Annotated in this window: 17 protein-coding genes; 14 read left to right on the top strand and 3 right to left on the bottom strand. The window is 35.9% G+C overall.

Annotated features, from left to right (window positions below):
- Positions 1-142: 142 nt before the first annotated feature.
- Together AZE41_RS12290 and AZE41_RS12285 are read left to right on the top strand one after the other, a co-directional pair.
- On the top strand, positions 143-1,141 hold the full coding sequence (locus AZE41_RS12290) for a tyrosine-type recombinase/integrase (RefSeq protein ID WP_067209803.1): 999 nt from the start codon (positions 143-145) through the stop codon (positions 1,139-1,141).
- Positions 1,142-2,304: 1,163 nt separating this feature from the next.
- Positions 2,305-3,492 carry a hypothetical protein gene (locus AZE41_RS12285; RefSeq protein ID WP_067209801.1) on the top strand — a complete coding sequence of 396 codons (1,188 nt, stop codon included), beginning with the start codon at positions 2,305-2,307 and terminating at the stop codon, positions 3,490-3,492.
- Between the two features lie 406 nt (positions 3,493-3,898).
- On the opposite strand, the gene AZE41_RS12280 is transcribed toward AZE41_RS12285, so the two are convergent.
- Positions 3,899-4,531, bottom strand: a complete 633-nt coding sequence (locus AZE41_RS12280; protein WP_156476042.1) for a hypothetical protein — start codon at positions 4,529-4,531, stop codon at positions 3,899-3,901.
- Between the two features lie 1,123 nt (positions 4,532-5,654).
- On the opposite strand from AZE41_RS12280, the gene AZE41_RS12275 reads away from it, so the two are divergent.
- From AZE41_RS12275 to AZE41_RS22770, 3 genes are all read left to right on the top strand, one after another.
- A complete protein-coding gene (locus AZE41_RS12275) occupies positions 5,655-6,581 on the top strand; it encodes an abortive infection family protein (RefSeq protein WP_067209795.1) in 927 nt (308 codons plus the stop codon).
- A 70-nt stretch (positions 6,582-6,651) separates the two neighbouring features.
- Positions 6,652-7,239 (top strand): hypothetical protein, encoded by a 588-nt coding sequence (locus AZE41_RS12270; protein WP_067209792.1) that lies wholly within the window; start codon positions 6,652-6,654, stop codon positions 7,237-7,239.
- A gap of 607 nt (positions 7,240-7,846) precedes the next feature.
- Entirely contained in the window at positions 7,847-8,023 is a 177-nt protein-coding gene (locus AZE41_RS22770) for a hypothetical protein (RefSeq protein WP_156476041.1), read from the top strand.
- Between the two features lie 277 nt (positions 8,024-8,300).
- Here the strand turns inward: AZE41_RS22770 and AZE41_RS12265 are convergent, their stop codons facing one another.
- Entirely contained in the window at positions 8,301-8,954 is a 654-nt protein-coding gene (locus AZE41_RS12265; protein WP_067209790.1) for a hypothetical protein, read from the bottom strand.
- Between the two features lie 688 nt (positions 8,955-9,642).
- Here AZE41_RS12265 and AZE41_RS12260 point away from each other — a divergent pair.
- From AZE41_RS12260 to AZE41_RS12235, 6 genes are all read left to right on the top strand, one after another.
- Positions 9,643-10,554, top strand: coding sequence for an abortive infection family protein (locus AZE41_RS12260; protein ID WP_067209788.1), 912 nt, complete (start codon positions 9,643-9,645; stop codon positions 10,552-10,554).
- A 198-nt stretch (positions 10,555-10,752) separates the two neighbouring features.
- Positions 10,753-11,730 (top strand): hypothetical protein, encoded by a 978-nt coding sequence (locus AZE41_RS12255; protein ID WP_067209785.1) that lies wholly within the window; start codon positions 10,753-10,755, stop codon positions 11,728-11,730.
- A gap of 427 nt (positions 11,731-12,157) precedes the next feature.
- Positions 12,158-12,796 carry a recombinase family protein gene (locus AZE41_RS12250; RefSeq protein ID WP_067209782.1) on the top strand — a complete coding sequence of 213 codons (639 nt, stop codon included), beginning with the start codon at positions 12,158-12,160 and terminating at the stop codon, positions 12,794-12,796.
- A 495-nt stretch (positions 12,797-13,291) separates the two neighbouring features.
- Positions 13,292-14,485: a hypothetical protein gene (locus AZE41_RS12245; protein ID WP_067209779.1), complete on the top strand. Its 1,194-nt coding sequence runs from the start codon at positions 13,292-13,294 to the stop codon at positions 14,483-14,485.
- Between the two features lie 912 nt (positions 14,486-15,397).
- The gene (locus AZE41_RS12240) at positions 15,398-16,339 is read left to right on the top strand and encodes a thymidylate synthase (RefSeq protein ID WP_067209777.1); all 942 of its coding nucleotides are present in this window, start codon (positions 15,398-15,400) and stop codon (positions 16,337-16,339) included.
- Between the two features lie 16 nt (positions 16,340-16,355).
- A complete protein-coding gene (locus AZE41_RS12235; RefSeq protein ID WP_067209774.1) occupies positions 16,356-16,835 on the top strand; it encodes a dihydrofolate reductase in 480 nt (159 codons plus the stop codon).
- A 57-nt stretch (positions 16,836-16,892) separates the two neighbouring features.
- Here AZE41_RS12235 and trhA read toward each other — a convergent pair whose 3' ends face one another.
- Positions 16,893-17,528: a PAQR family membrane homeostasis protein TrhA gene (trhA, locus tag AZE41_RS12230; RefSeq protein WP_067209771.1), complete on the bottom strand. Its 636-nt coding sequence runs from the start codon at positions 17,526-17,528 to the stop codon at positions 16,893-16,895.
- 73 nt (positions 17,529-17,601) lie between these two features.
- Here trhA and AZE41_RS12225 point away from each other — a divergent pair, with 73 nt between their 5' ends.
- The 3 genes from AZE41_RS12225 to AZE41_RS12215 are packed head-to-tail and all read left to right on the top strand — an operon-like array spanning position 17,602 to position 19,882.
- A complete protein-coding gene (locus AZE41_RS12225) occupies positions 17,602-18,441 on the top strand; it encodes a DegV family protein (protein ID WP_067209768.1) in 840 nt (279 codons plus the stop codon).
- 38 nt (positions 18,442-18,479) lie between these two features.
- Positions 18,480-19,295 carry a GDSL-type esterase/lipase family protein gene (locus AZE41_RS12220; protein WP_067209766.1) on the top strand — a complete coding sequence of 272 codons (816 nt, stop codon included), beginning with the start codon at positions 18,480-18,482 and terminating at the stop codon, positions 19,293-19,295.
- A gap of 11 nt (positions 19,296-19,306) precedes the next feature.
- The gene (locus tag AZE41_RS12215) at positions 19,307-19,882 is read left to right on the top strand and encodes a YpmS family protein (RefSeq protein WP_067209763.1); all 576 of its coding nucleotides are present in this window, start codon (positions 19,307-19,309) and stop codon (positions 19,880-19,882) included.
- Positions 19,883-19,891: the final 9 nt, after the last annotated feature.

Here is a 19,891-nt window from a genome sequence, read left to right as displayed (position 1 = left end):
GTGAAACTAAGAATAGCGTATCTAAAGGGTTTGTGAGTAGAAAAGTCATTTAATAGTGACTTTTCCACTCATTAATAACCATTACCGAAATTTGATATGGACAATCTTCTTTGGGTTCTGATTACACTTGGGAGGTTAGTTTATGGTTAAAAAAAGAAAGTCGTCATTATCAGCAAAAGGATTAACATTTAAAAAGGGACGAGAGCTGGTTTTCCGAGTGAAGACGCTTGAAGGGAAAGCCGCAGATACAATTAGGAGTTACGAAAAAGTGTTTAACGATTTTGAACGATGTTTTGGTGTAAGTAAGTCTATGACGAATGTTTCCCTTGATGACGCAAGACATTGTATTGATTGGCAATTGAATGAGAAAACGCAATATCTAAAAGTTCAATCTCGAACTAATAAGAAAACAGGTGTATCTATTGCCTCTGCCAATTCGTATTTATTTTTTGTGAAATCTATATATGAGGTATTAGTTAAAGAGGGCACGATGGAAGAAAATCCATTCCGAGGTGTAAGTAAAATCAAGGATAGGAAGAAGTCTATCGAAGTACTTTCAAAAAATGAACTAAAAGAATTAATGAAGACTTTTGATAAAACTTGGTACGTTGGATTTAGAAACTACGTTGTCGTTAATGTCTTGCTCGATACTTTCGGACGCATAAATGAAATATGTAATTTAAAGAAAAGTGATGTTGATTACGAAAAAGGCTTAGTAACCTTTACGGTAACTAAAAATGGTTCATACAGAATAGTTCCCATTTCTAAAAAGGTAATAAATCTAATAAAAGAACTCAATTATGAAACTGAGGAATACAACAGCGCTTACATCTTCATATCGAATCTTGGAACTGTATTAAAGCCAGATGCTTTTAGGAAGAATCTACGTGATGCTGTGGCTAAAACAACTATCACCAAAAAAGTACATCCGCATATTTTCCGACACACTTCAGCATCTCTATTCCTCGAAGCAGGAGGTAGTATACTGGCGCTGCAGAAGATTCTTGGTCATTCAGAACTCAATACTACGATGATTTATAGCCATATGAACCAAGATGCGATTAAAAATCAACATGAACAGTTCAGTCCATTACAAGGGATTGATGATACTGTGAAAGTTAAAACACGTAGGAGAGATTGAGGTTATGTCATAGTAGTAATTTAAGGAGCTTTACGAATCGTAGCTGCTCGGTCTTAGATGCGTTGAAGCACTAGATGCCGGGGGGATTAATCATCTAAAGATTACTCTGCCTAGAATGACCTCAAGAGTGGTCTAGAGGTGTTTAGTTTATCAATTTTTTTGGGCATTAGATATTCCGATTACTAAAACCAGTTTCATAATATCGAGAATTCGGTGGTGGTAGACAATGTAATTTCTACTATCGCTGATGAATCGAGGGAAGTAGTAAAGTCATTTTTATAGTATAGATTCGTTAGATATATAAACTAAGGGGCGGCGACATGCTGCTCTTTTTTTGTTTAAACAAGTAGATTGTAAATGAATAAAATTAAAGCATTTTAGTATTAAAAACATAAACTCACACCCTGTTAGAAGAGCCTGTGCTAAAAATTTTAATGGCTGTCTATGTCTTAGACTCAAGATTACTTGTGTCTTTGATGTAGGCAGTCATTTTTATGCTAAGCCGTTGTTCTCAGCTTTGTCTTCATGTTGTTGTGGTGACTGAAATTATACAAGTTTTCAATATCTAAACACGAACAATGATTAGTGCGGTAAGCACTAATGTTCGTATTTTTGTTGATTTATGTGCGATATTGTAATATAATATACATAGAGAATTAGAAAACGGAGTGCTTTTGGCAATTTAGTATTAAATGTGAGGTGCTAGTATTATGAAAAATAATGGTTACTACGCCGAAAGATGGTTTTGAGTGTGAGCTACGGCTTAGACTTCGTAAAAAATATGTATTAAGTATTTGCCGAAGACATTTAGAAAAGATATATATGCTTTCGAGGAGCAGGGAATGAAGTAACGAACTTGTTCGTTGCTTCGTGACGCTTCTCGGAACCGTTAGGTATTTTCTGTTGGATTCTTAGCGTAGGCTGAAAGCCGAGAGCGGTGAATCCAATAAAAATTCCTCACGGGATAAAAATGAAAAGTAAGTTTGATTTCCCCTTAGCTATAGTTTAGGCACATACAGCATTAAAAAATGAGATTTGGTTATTATTAATGAATCTCCTGTGCCTAGTTAATTAGCGAGCAAATCAATTACTAATACTACAAGAGACTATTAGTAGTTGAACATCTCGCGAAAAAACTATTAGCAAAAAGGGAGAATATTAAATTGGAATTAACAACATTGGAAGCTATTCAGTATTGTATTGCTGAAGGTATTGAAGGAGCAGAAAAAAGACTGCAAAGCTATGAGCGTAGGGGACGAATTGATAATTCAAGTGTCCTAGAAGCTTTGATAAAAGACCTTCAAACAATTCATGTAAGTTGTGAATTTAAAACAGATGAAGATTGTATGCCTCTAAAAGGGAGTAAGCGAAGATTCATTTTAGGTGAAAAACGCAGCGAACGAGCAGAACGCTTGGATGGGCGTAAAAGTAATGGAGCTATCAGAGAAGAGGATAGAAAGCTTCTTGACGAACATATCTTTAGAACAATTATCAAGTTAGAGGCGGAATATTGGAGCTGTGAAGATACTGTTGAGATTACAACGACTGCACTCATAAAAAATTTTGCTTTGATAAACCCGAATGTAATCGAACACAAAAAAATATTGAGGATAATCAATGAAAATATTTTTGGGGAATCGAAGCTTATTTATGCACAGACGATTACTGAATATATTCGAGCGTATATCCGAGATACGAATCGTAACATCTTGACAAGTTCCCTAAAAGCATTTGAGAAAAGCGATAGAATCATTTTATCATACCGCTACTATGTTATAGATGGGACAGGGAACAATGAGGTGGATGAAAATGGCTATAATACAATGAAGGCTATTATAGAATCTGAAATTGAAGGTTATAACCATTGGAATGACACTTCATACACTTTGAACGCTTTTCAAAAGATGAGAGCAAAAGAAAAACGATTTCGCGGAGAGGGAGAACATGCATTTTTGAAGCATATGGAAGAAAAATGCAAAGTCCTAGTCTATAAGAAAAATGTTATTCGTATTCTCGAAAAAGAGAGTATTCAAATTCCTGAAAAAATGTCTAAACAGGTTTATTCAGATATTCTTTTGAAGCGTGTCAAGAAGCACTACGTTGAGGCTTCGACAACATTGGATGGTAGTTTCTTCGAACGTTATAGGAGCTTCATTCTTGCAAAGGTGATTGAAAGTTTTGAGGTGGAGCTTCCAGATTGGTGTCTTGAATATTTTATTAGATATTCGAATGGGTTTGGACGAGTTACTTTTCATGAGGTTTTACTTACAGAGGAAGAAAAGAAGACTGTTGGTTTAATCCAAACCTCACCATATAGCGAAGAGGAAATTGAGGCGCAGGTGCCATTTTAAAGCGGATTAGCACATCATTAAGTGGGTGTGTTTTTTTCTTTGTTAAATTTTAATCACAAACCCTAAACTGCGAGAAAAACACATGAATCGTACTGAGGTATTGGATAGAGCAGGTGGATTGATGTTATTGCGAAACACTGAGTTAGCATGCATAGACAACCATATCAAACTCCTAGAATCATTTAACAAGCTTCTGAGCGTTGAGAATGAAGTAGAGGAATCATTCTCAAAGGTTGTCTAATCGTTGTTACAGAGCTGTCTGTGGGCGTGCGAGAGCATAAAAAAAGGACTTGCTCTTATGAGGGATTAATCACACTAACAAGCCCTTAATTGATATGAGGTGGATATTTTTTGATAGTTGAAAAGTAGAGAGTAGCGCCATAAATCTCTCTTAGTGGAATCTGTTTTAACATCTACTTAAATCTACCAGATTTTCCTTTACTTTCCTGTCTATTTCCTTCTTTATAGCTGAATCTTCATTATATAAATCTTCTAATATATCTAATTGTCTTTTAACATCTATGGGTATGGGTATTTTGCTATACTTATACAAAATAGAAATAAAAGGAAACCCTTTTTCGTCTATTTTATTTATTAGTATCTCCTCTGCATCTTGCCCTCTTGTATTTTTATAAAAAGTCGATGTAGCTCCATAACTGTTTAAACGGACTTTCTCAAGAAACTCCAATAATTCTTTCTTTGTTTTTATTGGTATTCTTCTTAATTCACGTTCAATAAAAAACTTTTTCAATTCGGTATTAGCGATTTTTATGCTATTTGTAAGCTTTTCTAATTTGTTGGAGTATTTTTCATTTAACTGTGTACAAAAATCTTTGTGTTCTTTCTTAATTCTAGAACAATTATCACATTTTGTAACAGAACTTGAAAAAGTTTTATTGGGTCTGAGTGTCTTTTCAGAAGAGTATATTCTTTCGAAATAAATAATTTCACCTTTGCCACATTCACATTTTCTCCTATCTACAATTTCATTATCAAGTGACCAATCTTTTTTTCCTTGATACAAAGATTCAAACATCAATAGTAAACCTCCTGCCCTTTTCTTGGGTGATTGAAATTTTTGACTACTAAGAAATCATATCATACTAAAGTGTTGCTTTGATAATAGAGGAGAAAAGTACAACAAGTGAGGTTAATTTCTGACACAGGAGATGAGATAAGGTCCTAGCGTACTTGGGGATATTGTAACTAGCTCTTAAAAGCGTTTTAAGAGTCTTGGTGTGCTGTGAAGGTAGCTGAGAAATCATTCACTCATGTTGTCTAATCGTTGATACAAAGCTACAGGAGCGATTTAGGAAGCATAACAATGGGCTTGTTTCTAAAAGATTTATACGCACAAGTTTCTATATTGATGTGTGATGATTATTGTGTTTAGATTGTTGAAAAGTTAAAGATATTCACTTTAATACAACTCATAACTAGATACTTCTTCCTTACAATTGACACAGTAACCTCTTCCGTTAGTAACAGGGACAGGGGAACCGCACTCACAATATTTTAGTTCTCTTTTATCATTATTTAATGGTGTAAACCGATTTCCACAATATTTGCATTTAGACATATAAGAATTGTTTTCTTTCTCACACTCTGAACATTTCAAGTTTACTCCCCCTATTCTATGAGAATATTAACTAACTGGAAATTCTATCTACTAAGAAATCATAACATAGTAAAATGTGAGTTGGTAGAAAAATAGGAAATATGCAACAAATGAGATTGGGCGTTATCGCAGACGTTAAGGGTTAAACCACTTAACTTACATTAGTAATCTTATTAAGCCCTAGAAGTATTTAGCGAGCCTGTGAGCTTGTAGGGGATAGAGAATTGGTACTTGCACAACAGCCATGTAATCTATGATTTCCTGCTAGCAAAGGAAGCTTAAGCGCCAACAGCAGGCGGAGAGATGAAATCTCGCTACTGAAAAGTCAGGAGTGAACATCTTCTCAAAATTGAGGAGGTCTATAACAGGTGGTAGAGTCATCACTCTATCGCTTTTTAGACCTATCAGACATTTGAAAGTTAAGTCAAAGCATGTCTTAATTATATAGGTGAGTGTTAATTGGAGAATGGTTGTTTAGTAGCAAATTACTGTTTGCTAAAGCATCATTAAATTGATAAGCTTCTATAAAAAGGGGTGTTTTGTTTTGGCAAACTTTGAAGTTTATTCAAGAAGACATGGCATTGTAATCACATCTGATATTTATAATTATGATGAGATACCAATTGAATTTAGGAATCAATTTATCAATATCATTACAAAGGTCTTCTCTCATTTTGAATATAGAACAATAACTAAAAGTAGTGCTTTTTGGAATGAGGTAGCAGATGAAATAAAAATTGAAATGGGATTGTTGAATTACACAAAGTTGAGTGATGGATTGACTGGTCTACCGTTTGATGTTCAGTGTGTAATGTCATATTTCTTAGAGTGTGATGATAGACAAGCAATTGATATTATTGATTTGCTGATTCATTATCATTACACTTATGCTCTTAAACATCCAGAGTATGAGAATGATTGTTCAGTTGCGTTTGATAAAATCAATCAGAAATTTAAACATAATTCATTAGGATATGAAATAGTAACCAATCAATTAGTACGCATTGATAATCAATTTATCCATTCAGAAGTAGTGATTAGAGCAATTAATTTGTTGGTTGATGAATCATTTACATCTGTTTCAGATGAGTTTCTCAAAGCGCACGAACACTATAAACAGTGTGATTACAAGGATGCTGTTGTAAACGCAGGTAAAGCGTTTGAAAGTACGATGAAAACAATTTGTTCTAAGAATGGATATAATTATGATGAACAGAGAGATACAGCCAATACCTTAATAAAGCATCTTATTGATAATGAGCTAATACCATCATACATGCAAAACCATATTCAAGGTTTGAAACAAGCGCTTGAGAATAGCGCTCATGTGTTGAGAAATAAGAATGGCGGGCATGGACAGGGAGAATTTGTATTAGAGGTAGATGATTCTATTGTTCGATATACTCTGAATCTATGTGCTTCAAATATTGTATTTTTAGTTGAGAGATATAAAGAAATGGCTCGTCATTAATTTGGTGTGCTTTTTATATGGATATAATATACATTGTGAGTATCGTAGCTAAGAAAATGAGAGGATTTTTATGGAGGACATTCATGAATCAATTGCTAGTTTAAAGTTACAAATGGCTATAGATTCCTATCCAAGATTAGATAACTTACAATACTTCAGGAAATTAAATCTCTTCATCGAAAACACTTTCAACGAGAAGTTAGAAGGAACTTTAGGTGGAAATAAAAGGGGGCAAATTACTTCCGAAAGAAACCACGAATTTAAAGAGGAACTATTTACTATCGAAATGCTCCACGAACTTAGTGAGAAAAAGAAATATGAATCTTTTCAGAATTTAATCAGACCATCATTGTTAATAACGCTATGTTCCTTTATAGAAAATATCTTTACATATCCTGTTCATTTGGATGTGAAATTAAAAAAGAAATTTGATGCACTTAAGAAGAGTGAAGATAAGAAAAGCGATTTAAACACAGCGAAAATAGTTTTAGTAAATAATGGGTACAAAAAGTTAAAGTACTTAGAGGGAATTGAATACGTTAATAACATGAATTGGATTAGGAATAAATTTGTTCATAATAAAGGCGAGGTTAAAGGTAAAGAAAAAGTTGATATTGAGCAGTTGCAATCAAAATATGATTTTTTAAATAAAAGATAACCATATTGTTCTCGGGGAAAAGTTTATAGAAAACTATATTGCTCATTTAGAAAAGTTTGCTGTAGAGGTCGCTAAGATTATATATGAAGATGAAAGTTGGTTTTATAAACACCTAATGGAACATCCAATTCGTGTTGGAGGTACTAAGGAGTTCTTGGAGCTGATGGAAAAATCAAATATAACAATTGAAGAATTGATTCAAATGAGTTCAATCAAAATCCCTAGCAGGCGATAGAGTCATCACTCTATCGTTTTTTTATGTATGTCCTGAATGTACCTCAACGTCACCTTCACAAGATAGTGCGTGTATCAGTAGCAGAAATCAATCCCTGTTACCGCAGGCGAGCCGATAAGGTCTATTGACCGCAAACATGCAGTCATTGATAAGACTTGATGAAACATACCTAATCTTGCATAGACTCCGGGAAAGGGTCAAATGGACATCTAGCAGCTTTACATAGGTCAATTAGTGTCATCACTTAACGCTAGTGAATATGGACAGGCGTTTTCATAGAGGAATATAGGTCTTCACGATAGTGCTTAAGAAGCTTCTTGAAGTATATGAGGTCATTGGAAGCTAAATGGAAGAGAGGTGGCAGGGGGGGACATGGAGAAGAAGCAACTAAAGGCTACTGTAATGGAGCATAGAGAGCCTTTAGCTGATATGTATTTGGGTCATTATGAGGAATTATTTAGTGTATTCCAAGAGCCTTCAAGTACTTCACAGGAGCTTGTATTACCTTTATTGCTAGAACAGGTTGATTCAATGCAACGATTAGCATGAGAGCACTTAGGATGGAGTATAGGAAACATACACACACAACACAGGTTGTCTAATCGTTGCTCCAGAAGCGTTTACGGGCATGTGAGTGCATGAAAAAGGACTTGCATAGATGAAACTCAATCATGCACGCAAGTCTTCTTCTTATTGGACTAAAGCTACCAGTTAGTTCAATGATGCTTTATACCGTTCATTTTAATTTAAATTTTTAATAAGGAGTTAAGCTGAAAATGACATTCAAAAATTGTAACTTTCTCTATTTAGTAAAGATAAACGTCTACTATAAAGTGCGTGTAGTCTCCCCGTCAATTAATTTAAAATGAATATCAAACGATGTTCCGCTTTCAATATGTTTTGGAACATCTGATAGTTCGAGTAATTCCTTCAAATGAATAGGCTTTTTTCTATTTGCTTCTATTGTAATTCTATATGGACTAGCTAAATTCATGAACGATTCCATTCGCACTTCATCTTTCATGAAACGGGAATCTAAAAATTCCAACTCGAACGACACAGCTTCATTGCTTCGATTATGTAATACAAGGTTACATTCCCCATTTAATAAGTCTTCTCCCACATTTTCAAAATTGCACTTGCCATTCCCATCGTATGAAATTGCCATAATGCCACTTGCTAACGTTTCTTGGTACATCGTAATAAGAAGATTCGGTAAAAATGTATATACTATTACAACTATTACTATTGTTCGAAAGTGATATTTCTTCATGCCAATGACAAGTAATATCATGGCGATTATAAACAAAATGGAACCCATTATACCAAGCAATATATATCCATCTTGATTACGGATTGGAAACGACATGAATGTAGTATTTGCTACTATCATTACATTATAAGGAAACGGGAAATATAAATACAAACATATAACTAAAATAACAATTGAACTAATGAGTGCCACTTTATTTCTTATCATGTTATCCCTCCAACTTCTTGTTCAACATACCTACCCAGTTAGTTGAACGACTGAATAATCAAGCTTTTGGTACAGTGTAGCACATTTACAAATATTGGTGTAGTGATGATATAGAAGACTTGTATCTACACAACAGCCATGTAATCTATGATTTCCTACTGCAGAAGGAATCCTAAAAGCGTCAAACAATGACGCATTTGTTCTAAGTCCTTCAATGTGAAGGGGGTGCACAAAAGTATGCAGACCTATTAGCAGGCGGAGAACTGTCACTCTATCGCTTTCCCCTGTGTATACCTAAGCGTCACCTACGGTCAATTAGCCGTGAACCAATAGCAGAAACCAATCACTGTTACAGGCAGGCGATGCAGAAAGCTCAATCGCTTCAACTTTGAGTTAGCATACATATCATTCTTCTACGACCATAGCAAGCTCGTAGAAGAATATACGGAGCCTGTGAGCGTGTATTGACGATATAGGAGATTGTTACTTGCATAACAGCCATGTAATCTATGATTTCATATTGCCGAAAGAGTAGTTTGCTCTATCGGTTTTTAGATATAAAACATCTTTGTGGTAGATATTATGTCTGTGAATAATCCCTTCAAATGGGGAAGTAAGAATTTTTAATTAATAGTAGTTGATAATACCTCTAGATATATGTAAAGTATATCCAAAGGAGTCGATTGCATTGAGTTTTCACGATTTTAAAATAGAGTTAGGATTAATGGAAGAAAATGAAGTTTATCAGTATGAGGTTGTAAACGAGAAATTTAGAAATCAATGTTTTCGTTTAGTGTTTGCCTTAATAGACGAACTCCATCTTGGGTATGAGTATTGGAGGAAAATTGAAAAAGTAATAACGATTGAGTTTGGAAAAGCAACCTTAGTTGGTGCTGATTCAGAAACTAGAATACAAAGAGAACTATCGAGTTGTAATGATTTTGAAGCCCTGTATATGGTACAAGTTTTATTAGGTTTATTGTATGAGTATAGTGAACATGAAAAGCAATTTGATAGCCCTGACACTAAACGAACCGTCGAGAAGATAGATGCCACTATCAGTGCAATAAATAAAAAAATGCTAGAAAGTTCTTTAGGTTATGAGTTAGTAGAAGGAAAGTTAATCCGAATGGATAATAAGTTTATTCATCAAGAAGTAGTGGTTAAAAGTATTAAACTACTACATGAAAATGGATTCCAAAGCGCTTCGGAAGACTTTTTACAAGCATATTCTGATTACAAAAATGGGAATCTAGAAAATGCAATTACAAATGCAGGTAAAGCATTTGAAAGTACAATGAAAATCATTTGTGACAAACTCGGGTACGTATATAAACAAAAAGATACATCAAGTACATTGGTTAAAAATTTATTCGATAATCAATTTATTCCAAGTTCATTACAAGCACATTTTGGTGGTGTTAGAAGTTGCTTAGAAAGTGGATTACCAACCATGAGAAATAGATATTCCCACGGCAGTGGTATCCTAATAGACGATGTTACTATCACGGTAGTTCAATATTCTTTGAACTTATGTGCAACAAATATTGTATTTTTAGTTGAAACTTACAAGGCGCATGAAAATACATCTACTAATTAAATAGAGCATTATAGCAGGCGTTAGAGTAATTGCTCTATCGCTTATTCCTATATCAATCAGACGTTTAGAGCTTTAAAGCATGTCGGGGTGTAAAAAGAGATTTATATATGGATAAATATTCAATTAGTTTATGATATAGTACTTAGTGAATATAGGATTTTTGTGTTTAGTTATACAAAAGAAAAGAGGGCATAGATTTTGAGATTTTTAAAAATAGAAAGTTACCTTATTGAAGTGAAAAATGAAATTATTGCTTTCAAGAAACAAGAAAGATACTTAGATTCAAAATCGGAAAACAACAATGGTTCTCATGGGCGGAGTAATGAGCTTGAAGTTTCTGAATATAATAAAAAGAAAAGGGAAGTTGATGCACTACTAATAGATTCAATACAAGAGAAAATTACTGAGGCAGGAATAGCCAATTATTTTCGTGCAGAAATGACCACATTGAAACAGAACAAAGATGCATATACAAATACTGAATTTAGTGAATTCGATGGCGCGCTAAAATCTATACTTAGTAAACTTGATTTGCTATTTCACGTTGAATCACTATCTAGAACTAGTCAAGGTGGTTATAACTACATATATGGAGTTAAATTACCGCAATATGAATACTTTGATGATGTAGCAGAATTTACAAAACAATTAAATCTTATTTTTTCTATTGTAATGAATGATACTAGGAAAGTTAAGTTAGTAGGTTTTGATAAAGGTTCTGAATGGTATCAAGTCGCTTTGGACAATCTTACTGACTTTAAAATGATGGCATTATTTATTTCAGAGGTTACTAAATGGGTAAAGATTATCATTGAAGATAAACTTAGAGAAGATGAATTAGATATTGAAGAGGATGCTCGGAGATTGATAGTAGAGAACATGAAAGCAAACCAATTGGTAATTAAGAATTATGCAGTAAAAAGAGTTTTGGGCGCAAATGATACTGCTGATGACTCAGAGGAACACACAAGATGTCAAATGGCATTTGAAAGAATGGCTAACTTAATGATAAAAGGTACTAAGGTAGAGATTGATAAACAAGACTCATCAGATGACCTATCTGCAGATGAAAATGAAGAAACTTTAGTATTACCTAACATAGAAGATATTCAAGGATTATTAGAAATAGGTAGTGACCTTTTAATTGAACATAATCCTTCAAGTGAAGATGAATAACAGCAATTAAATATTATATAGTTGGATGGATGGAACGCACTATTTAGGTGCGTTCTTTTTTTTGTTCTGTTACTTGATGCGAAACGAGCAGGTCTAAGTACCTTAGCGTACTGTTCATTGATAATCCATGATGAAACACACTTAAAATCTGTATAGATTGCTCTGACTAGATAACAGGTCACAGGGCAACGATACATAGGTCAAAATGTGTCATCATTTGAAGCGTGTGAATATGGACAGGTATTTTCATAGACAAACATAGGTCGCAGCGACAGCAGTTGTGATAGTCGCCAAGTAGAGTTTGTAAAGGCATGCCTTTAGCAACTACCCCAAATGGATGTGAAATTCGTTTATTAAGATATTGATTATTATTTATAAACGTTTATAATATATGCATAAGCTTTATAAACGGAAGTGGGGAATTAACATGACAAACACAAAAGTATTCGGCTATGTTCGTGTCTGTGATAAAGGACAGAACGTAGAGCGTCAAGATATTAAGATGTTGGAGCTAGGAGTAGCCGAGCGTGACATTTTTTTAGACAAAGCAAGTGGGAAAAATTTTGACCGTCCACAGTATCAAGCACTAAAGAGCGTCATTCGAGAAGGTGACCTAGTTTATATTGATGCTTTAGACCGCTTAGGACGTAACTATGATGAAATAAAAATGGAATGGCAATACATAACTCGTAAGTTGAACGCTGATATTGTCATCTTAGAAAATAAAGAGTTGTTCGATAGTCGTAAGTTCAAATCAATGGGAGATATGGGCAAGCTAATGGAAGACCAATTCCTTTCCTTGTTGGCTTATGTAGCTGAACAAGAGCGTAAGAAAATGTTACAGCGTCAGAAGGAAGGAATCGCTGTTGCTAGAGCTAAAGGAAAGCATTTAGGTAGACCGCAATTAAACCTATCGACTTTATCGAAGAAACAGCGAGAGGATTTAGAGGCTAACTATCAAGTGTGGAAAGCCAAAGGATTGTCAGGTGTGAAGTTTATGGAAATCTTAAAGCTGAAAAAGAACTCCTTCTATAAGATAATCAGCGAATTTGAAGAATCAATTTAGACGTACAAAAGATTAGTTTATAAGGGTTTATTATCTGTACACTTCCTACAAGTCGACTTGTAAAACCAATTACTTAGAGTTGATATAGTAGGTAGAGTGAATGGATTAAAGGAGGTTGCAGGAGTGTCACAAGACGCTCCTATGAGAGAGTTCGATAGTAAGTCAGTGAAGGACGAAGGTGTATCCCGCAGTGCCATTTCGAGTGTTATAGGGCATGGGTAAGGTAGGGGGTACTTTCCGATATTTTGATGTTGGTGAATGAAGAATTGGAGCTACCTACTACACGCACACCAAACGGAAGATGAAGCGAAACGGTAGTAATATTATGGAGAAGAAGTTTGTTGGAATCGCTAATGATGAAATCAACAAAACTAACATTGTTATAAGTATAACCATAGATAATTAATCGATTTATACTATGTGTTTAAATTGGTTTTGTATTTCTATGGTAATATTTATATATAGAAATCGCAGAAGGTAGGTAATGGTTGAGCGATGAATATTAATATTGGAACAACTAATGCAGAAGAATCTAATGAATTGTTAAGATGTTTATGGGCTGAAATGAAAAAGGAGTTTGGAGTCTGTGGGTGGCATTACACGCCTTACAAGAATGGACAATTAAAAAAAATTACTTTTGGCTTTGTGAATATTGGTGAAAGTAAACCATTAGAAGTTGGTATTACTTACAAAGAAAAAGGAAGTATTGACAATATTTTCTTCAATGCGGAGTATGGAGAAAAGGAGATTAAAAAAGGAACAGAGCTTTATCAAAGGCTAAAGAAAGTTGTTAATACTACAAAACAAAATGTTGGAAAGTTAGATACATTTTATTTTAGAACTGCCATTCAATCATATTATCCTTTGCACTCATATACGACAGATGACTTTACTATACATCCCATGAAAGATAGTAAATCTGAATTTACATTTGTTGTTAATGCGTATGATAGGAATCAAGCAAGAGGCTTTGTTGCTCAAAAAGTGACACAACTTATGAATTTTTTAGCTGTTGAAACTAATGCTGTTTTTGATAGGGTTGATTGGATTAAGGATGGATTAATTGAGCCTCAAGAGTCAGAGTTGTTTCAGGAAGAGGATTTTATTGATGACCATTCAGTAAAGGAAGATTACTTAGTTATTTCTAATGAAGCAAAGGAATTTATAAATACACTTACAAACCCAGAACAAGATTTATCACCTGAGGTAGAATTGTTCTTAAAGGCTTGTGGTAACTTTCATTCTGCGAGAAAACAGGAAGAAAAAATGTTCCACAGAGACTCAGATGACTCAGTTGTGGTAGTGCAAAGTGGTGATGAGACAGAGTTAGCGACAACTTTATATTTATCAGCTCTAGAGGTTACAACTTTAATAGGGTTTACAGAGGGAAAGTGTGACTCATGTGGACAGCCAAAGTTTCAAATAACTAAAAGAGTAAGAGAGTTAACATCTAAGTATTTACCTAAACATCTTGTAAAAGATTTTGTGGATTACTATGATAAAAGGTCAAAATTTCTTCATGCAGGCTTGAGGCTTAATACAGAGACTCCAACAAGTAGCCTTATTCCATTGTTAGACCCTGATGAAAAGAATGGATGTGATTTCCCACATAAAATTCCATTAATAAATGTAAGAGAATATGTAAGTTACTGTCTAAGAAAGTATTACAGAGAAAATTTAATAAATTAAGTGGGGGAGCAGAACCGCTTTGTGAGCTTCCACAGAGTGAGATTGGTTCATTCTTTGGGGTTATCTGTGGACGCTGTCTAAGCTGGTTAATAGTAGATGGTAGGGCGGGATTTTCGATATTGAGGCAGTGTATCTTCCTATTTATATGTGACCTCTGACGCCACACGAATTGAAGTTGTTAACGAAACAATGCGATTCCATATATAAATAGTTGAAAGACAATGGAAGTAGTAAGGTCTTTGAACCAAGTTCGTAAACATGTAATACTCCCTAGTGAGTAAAACCGTAAAATAAACAACTGTGGAGACGGCTCAAAACCATGTGGCTGTAGGCTTCGGCATCATACATATGATTTGGTGATAACAGAATATATAAAACGAAGACGATTTCATCTATTGATGAGTCGTCTTTTTGTACGCCCGGCATGGGCTAGTCTATAGGGTGTAAGTCTCAAACTATGAAGATAGAATTATGGTGCCGTGTTCCCGGTATAGACAGCCTCAGCTCGTATTATTAAGCGTTAAAAGAAATTAATTACAATCAATACTGTGTAAGTGATGTTGTTAAAATTCATTTTCACTCTGCTACAATTCAAAGTGATGTGAGAATAAATATGGTAATACCATTATAGTCTTTAACCTTCTTCTATACACTTATGCATATACAATGATATACAAAAACCAGTTTCATAATTTTGGGAATATGCAACCACAACCAATCCTCATAATAATTGAGTAACCACGACCCAAATGCTATAATTAGGTAACAGAAACCTAAGAAGGTTGTCATATCAAGGACGAAAAACACAGTTCTGACATGGTTATTTAGAATAACCACGCCAGCGCTGTGTTTTTTATTATGATAGCTAGATCATATTTGATATACTGAACACTAGCGCAAGGAGGCTTTTTGATGAAACAGTATTTAGAATTATGTAAACACGTTCTTGAAACAGGTGAAAAAAAAGAAGATCGCACAGGGACAGGGACAATCAGTGTCTTTGGTTATCAGATGCGCTTCGATTTAAATGAAGGATTTCCCCTTATGACAACGAAAAAAACGGCTTTCCGTCTTATTTCATCTGAATTGTTATGGTTCTTAAAAGGCGATACGAATGTCAAAACGCTTATTGAAGATCGAAATCCTATTTGGGATGAATGGGCTTTTGAACAATGGGTGACAAGTTCCGAATATAGTGGTCCAGATATGAGAGACTTCGGACGTCGCGCTGCAAAAGAACCAGAATTTGCGGCTGTCTATAAAGTTGAAATGGATGCATTCAAAAAACGCGTAGTGGAAGATGAAGAATTTGCTGCGACATACGCAGATCTTGGACCGGTATATGGTAAACAGTGGCGATCATGGTCAAATGGAGAACAATCGATTGATCAAATTGCCAATTTAATTGAAGGCATCAAAAACAATCCCGATTCCCGCAGGCATATTGTTACTGCATGGAACCCTTCTGAAGTCGAAGATATGGCTTTGCCACCGTGTCATGCGTTGTTCCAATTTTATGTAGCAGATGGAAAGCTATCATGCCAGCTTTACCAGCGAAGTGCGGACATCTTCCTTGGCGTACCATTTAATATTGCATCCTATGCACTTCTGGTTCATTTGATTGCACATGAATGCGAACTTGGTGTTGGCGAATTCGTCCATACATTGGGGGATGCTCATATTTACGCGAATCATGTCAATCAAGTGAATGAGCAATTGACTCGGGAACCGCGAACTCTTCCGACATTAAAATTGAATATTGAAGGCAAATCGATTTTTGAATTAGAAACGCAAGACATCGAACTTGAAAATTATGAACCACATCCAAAAATCAAAGCACCAATTGCTGTCTAAAGAAAGGTGGATTTCCATGATTTCACTACTTGTAGCCCATGATCCGAACCGGGTCATTGGTATGAACAACGATTTGCCTTGGCATATTCCAGAGGACCTTGCTTACTTTAAAAAGGTGTCTATGGGAAAAGCGATGGTAATGGGACGTAAAACGTTTGAGTCAATCGGTAGACCTTTACCTGGGCGGCTTAGCATTATCGTTACACGAAATGAAGCATATACAGCTGAGGGTGCTGTTGTCGTACACAATCTAAATGATGCGATTGCAAGAGCAGAAGAGTATGCAGATGAAGTGATGATTATCGGTGGTGCGGAAATATTCCATGCGGCACTAGTAATAGCGGATCGCCTCTACATTACGTATATTCAAAAACAATACGAAGGGGATACTTTTTTTCCTTCATATGGCCCTGAATGGAAGCTCATATCGTCTACGCAAGAACACAGTACAGAAGATGAAATTCCGTATTCATTTCTCATGTACGAAAAGGAATAACTAAAGCGGATGCGACTAGAGGTTTTGCACTGGAGTCAAGACAAATAAAAAACGTCCTCATGTATATAAGAGGACGCAGAAATACATTGAGGCACTGCCCGCAATAACAAACACATGCCAAATTGCATGGTTGTACGGGATCTTTCTCCACGCATAGAAAATCGAACCAAACGTATACAATAGACCGCCTATAACGAGTAGCGCGAATCCAGCGAGTGTTAAATGGGTGTATAATGGTTTGATGGCTATTAGTATAAGCCAGCCCATAACAATGTAAAAGATAAGCGAAACAAATTCAAAACGATGAATGAAAAAAACTTTGAATAGAATACCTGCAATGGCCAGACCCCAGACGATACTGAGCAGTGTCCAGCCTAGTACTCCTTTTACAGTGACAAGGAGAAACGGCGTATAGGTTCCTGCAATCAGAATATAGATGGCTGAGTGATCCAGTATGGAAAACAAGTGTTTGAATTTTATTGGCATGCTATGCAACAGTGTGCTCATAAGGAATAAGAGAAGCATAGAAAAACCGAAAATGGTGTAGCTGGCCACATGCATCGCTGTGCCATGCCGAACAGCGTCAAGTACTAAAAACACAAGGGCGGGTATACTGAGAAGTAGTGCGATACCGTGTGTGATCGCATTCCACAACTCTTCTCGTCCATTTTTAAAATCAAATGCAACAGTCATGATTTTAACCTCCTTACCTTTTACTATACTAAAATTTATTGAGAACTGCTACTAATCGAGGGGAGTGCGCATTATGAAAAAAGTCCATATCGTCACGGATTCAACTGCCGATTTAAAAGAAGAGGACATTCTAAAATATGCCCTACATGTTGTTCCACTAACCATCCAAATTGATGGCAAAACGTATATCGATGGTGTAGATATACAACCCGAAGAATTTCTAACTATGATGAGAAGTTCTGAGGAATTGCCTAAAAGCTCCCAACCGGCAGCAGGTGTTTTCAAGGAGTTATATGACAAGCTGGGTGAGGATGGCAGTGAAATCATCTCCATACATATGACTGGTGGCATGAGTGGTACTGTGAAATCTGCCCAGGCAGCCGCTGAAATGACGGATTCCAAAGTTACTGTCATTGATTCGATGTTCATCTCACATGCGTTGATGTTTCAGGTAATGGAAGCGGCGAAATTGGCCGAGCAAGGAAAGTCAGTTACTGAGATCGTTGAACGGTTGAACTCAATCCGTAATAATACAACGCTTTTCGTTGTTGTCGATTCACTTGATAATCTGGTGAAAGGCGGCCGTATCGGAAAAGGGAAAGCAATGATTGGTTCCTTGTTGAATATAAAACCGATTGCGACTTTGCAGGATGGCGTCTATACACCCGTCGCAAAAGCACGCAGTCACAAACAAGTTGTAGCCCATCTATTCAAAGTTTTCAAAGAAGAGACTGCTGGCAAGATTATTCGAGGAGTCGGCATTTCACACGCCAATGGTTTGAAAATGGGTGAACCATTGAAGAAAATGATACAAGACTCGGGCATAAAAGATGTGAATCTTACATTTACTGCTCCAATCATCAGTACGCATACTGGTGAGGGAGCGATAGGTTTTATGTATTACGCAGATTAATAAATGATTCTTTATTGAAGAAAAGGGGAACTCTACGTATGAGAAGAGTATTTCTGATTGTGGTCGCCTTCTCATTATTTTTGTCCGGCTGTCAACAAACGCTAATCGAAAAAACAGGTGCATTTTCTGATCGACAAGAGATTGCATTTACTGAGTGGGCAATCCCAGGGTACTTCATTCCTAAAAATATCCATGTGATTGGTTTAGGTGATTCACTGACCCAGGGTGTCGGGGATGAGCTGAAAAAAGAAGGTTATTTTGGCCGAGTAACTAACAAGATGGATGAATGGAAAGGGGTTAAGGATGTCGATGCGGCCAATTTGGCAAAGCGGGGTCGAAGAAGTGACCAGCTCATTGACAAACTGTTAGACCCTGAAGTTCAATCTTCTGTGAAAACGGCAGATTTAATCTTTTTGACAATTGGTGGAAACGATATTATGAAAGTCGTTAAGTCCAATCTATTCAATTTGCAGACGGAACCATTTTACGTTGAACTCGGTAAGTTTGAAAACAGGCTCGATGAATTATTTAGTATTATCCGAGACTTGAATGGCGATGCGATCATTATTGTAGCAGGTCTTTATAATCCGTTTTCAATTGTGACGGATGAAACAAATGAATTTGAAGATATTATTGCTGACTGGAATGAAGCGATTGAAGTTCGTGCCATGATGGACGGAAGGTCATGCTTTGTACCAGTTGTGGACTTGTTTGATTCAAATACAGACATGGTGTACCACACCGATTTCTTTCATCCGAATGCAAAGGGCTATGACTCAATGGCGGAACGTTACCTTGAAAAGCTGAAAGAATGTGGCTTGCAAAAACTATCGGACGGGGAATTGGAAATGTAGGAGCTGATCGCATGAATCGATGGAAAATTAGTTTTTTTGTACTTGCAGGACTTATTGCGGCAGCATTTGCAGCTGTTATAGTACTTATTGGATCTTCCGCCGAGTCGGTTCCGCTTCCTGAAATGAAAGTTTCGAATCAAGCGGACCATGTTTTAACAGTGAGGGCGACAAAAGAAGATTTTGAAGGTATTGCAAACACATTTATACGAAAAGCAGTAAAAGGTGAGCCGCTTCCGGTTACGATGAAAGTTGAAGATGATGTGGTCTTGTTTTCAGAAATGACGGTGTTTTCCTATACATTGCCGGTTATTATGCATTTTGACCCAATTGTTAGAGAAGACGGTAATCTAATATTAAAACAATCGTCGATGGAAATCGGACAATTGAACATCCCGCCTGCGACTGTTTTAAAAGTACTAAGGGATTCTGTGAAGCTTCCCCCTTGGATGATTGTTCGTCCTAAGGAGGAAGAACTGTTCATCGATCTCTCTGCAATCCCGTTATCAGGTGATTTACAAGTAAAAGCAAAAACATTTAACTTGGCGGATGATGAGATTATCTTGGAAATTATAATTCCAAAAGAATAGGGAGGTTTT

Source organism: Sporosarcina psychrophila, assembly GCF_001590685.1.
Taxonomy (GTDB): Bacteria; Bacillota; Bacilli; order Bacillales_A; family Planococcaceae; genus Sporosarcina; species Sporosarcina psychrophila.
Note: the sequence above shows the minus strand (reverse complement) of the source record. Positions and strands in the feature narration are given on the sequence as shown.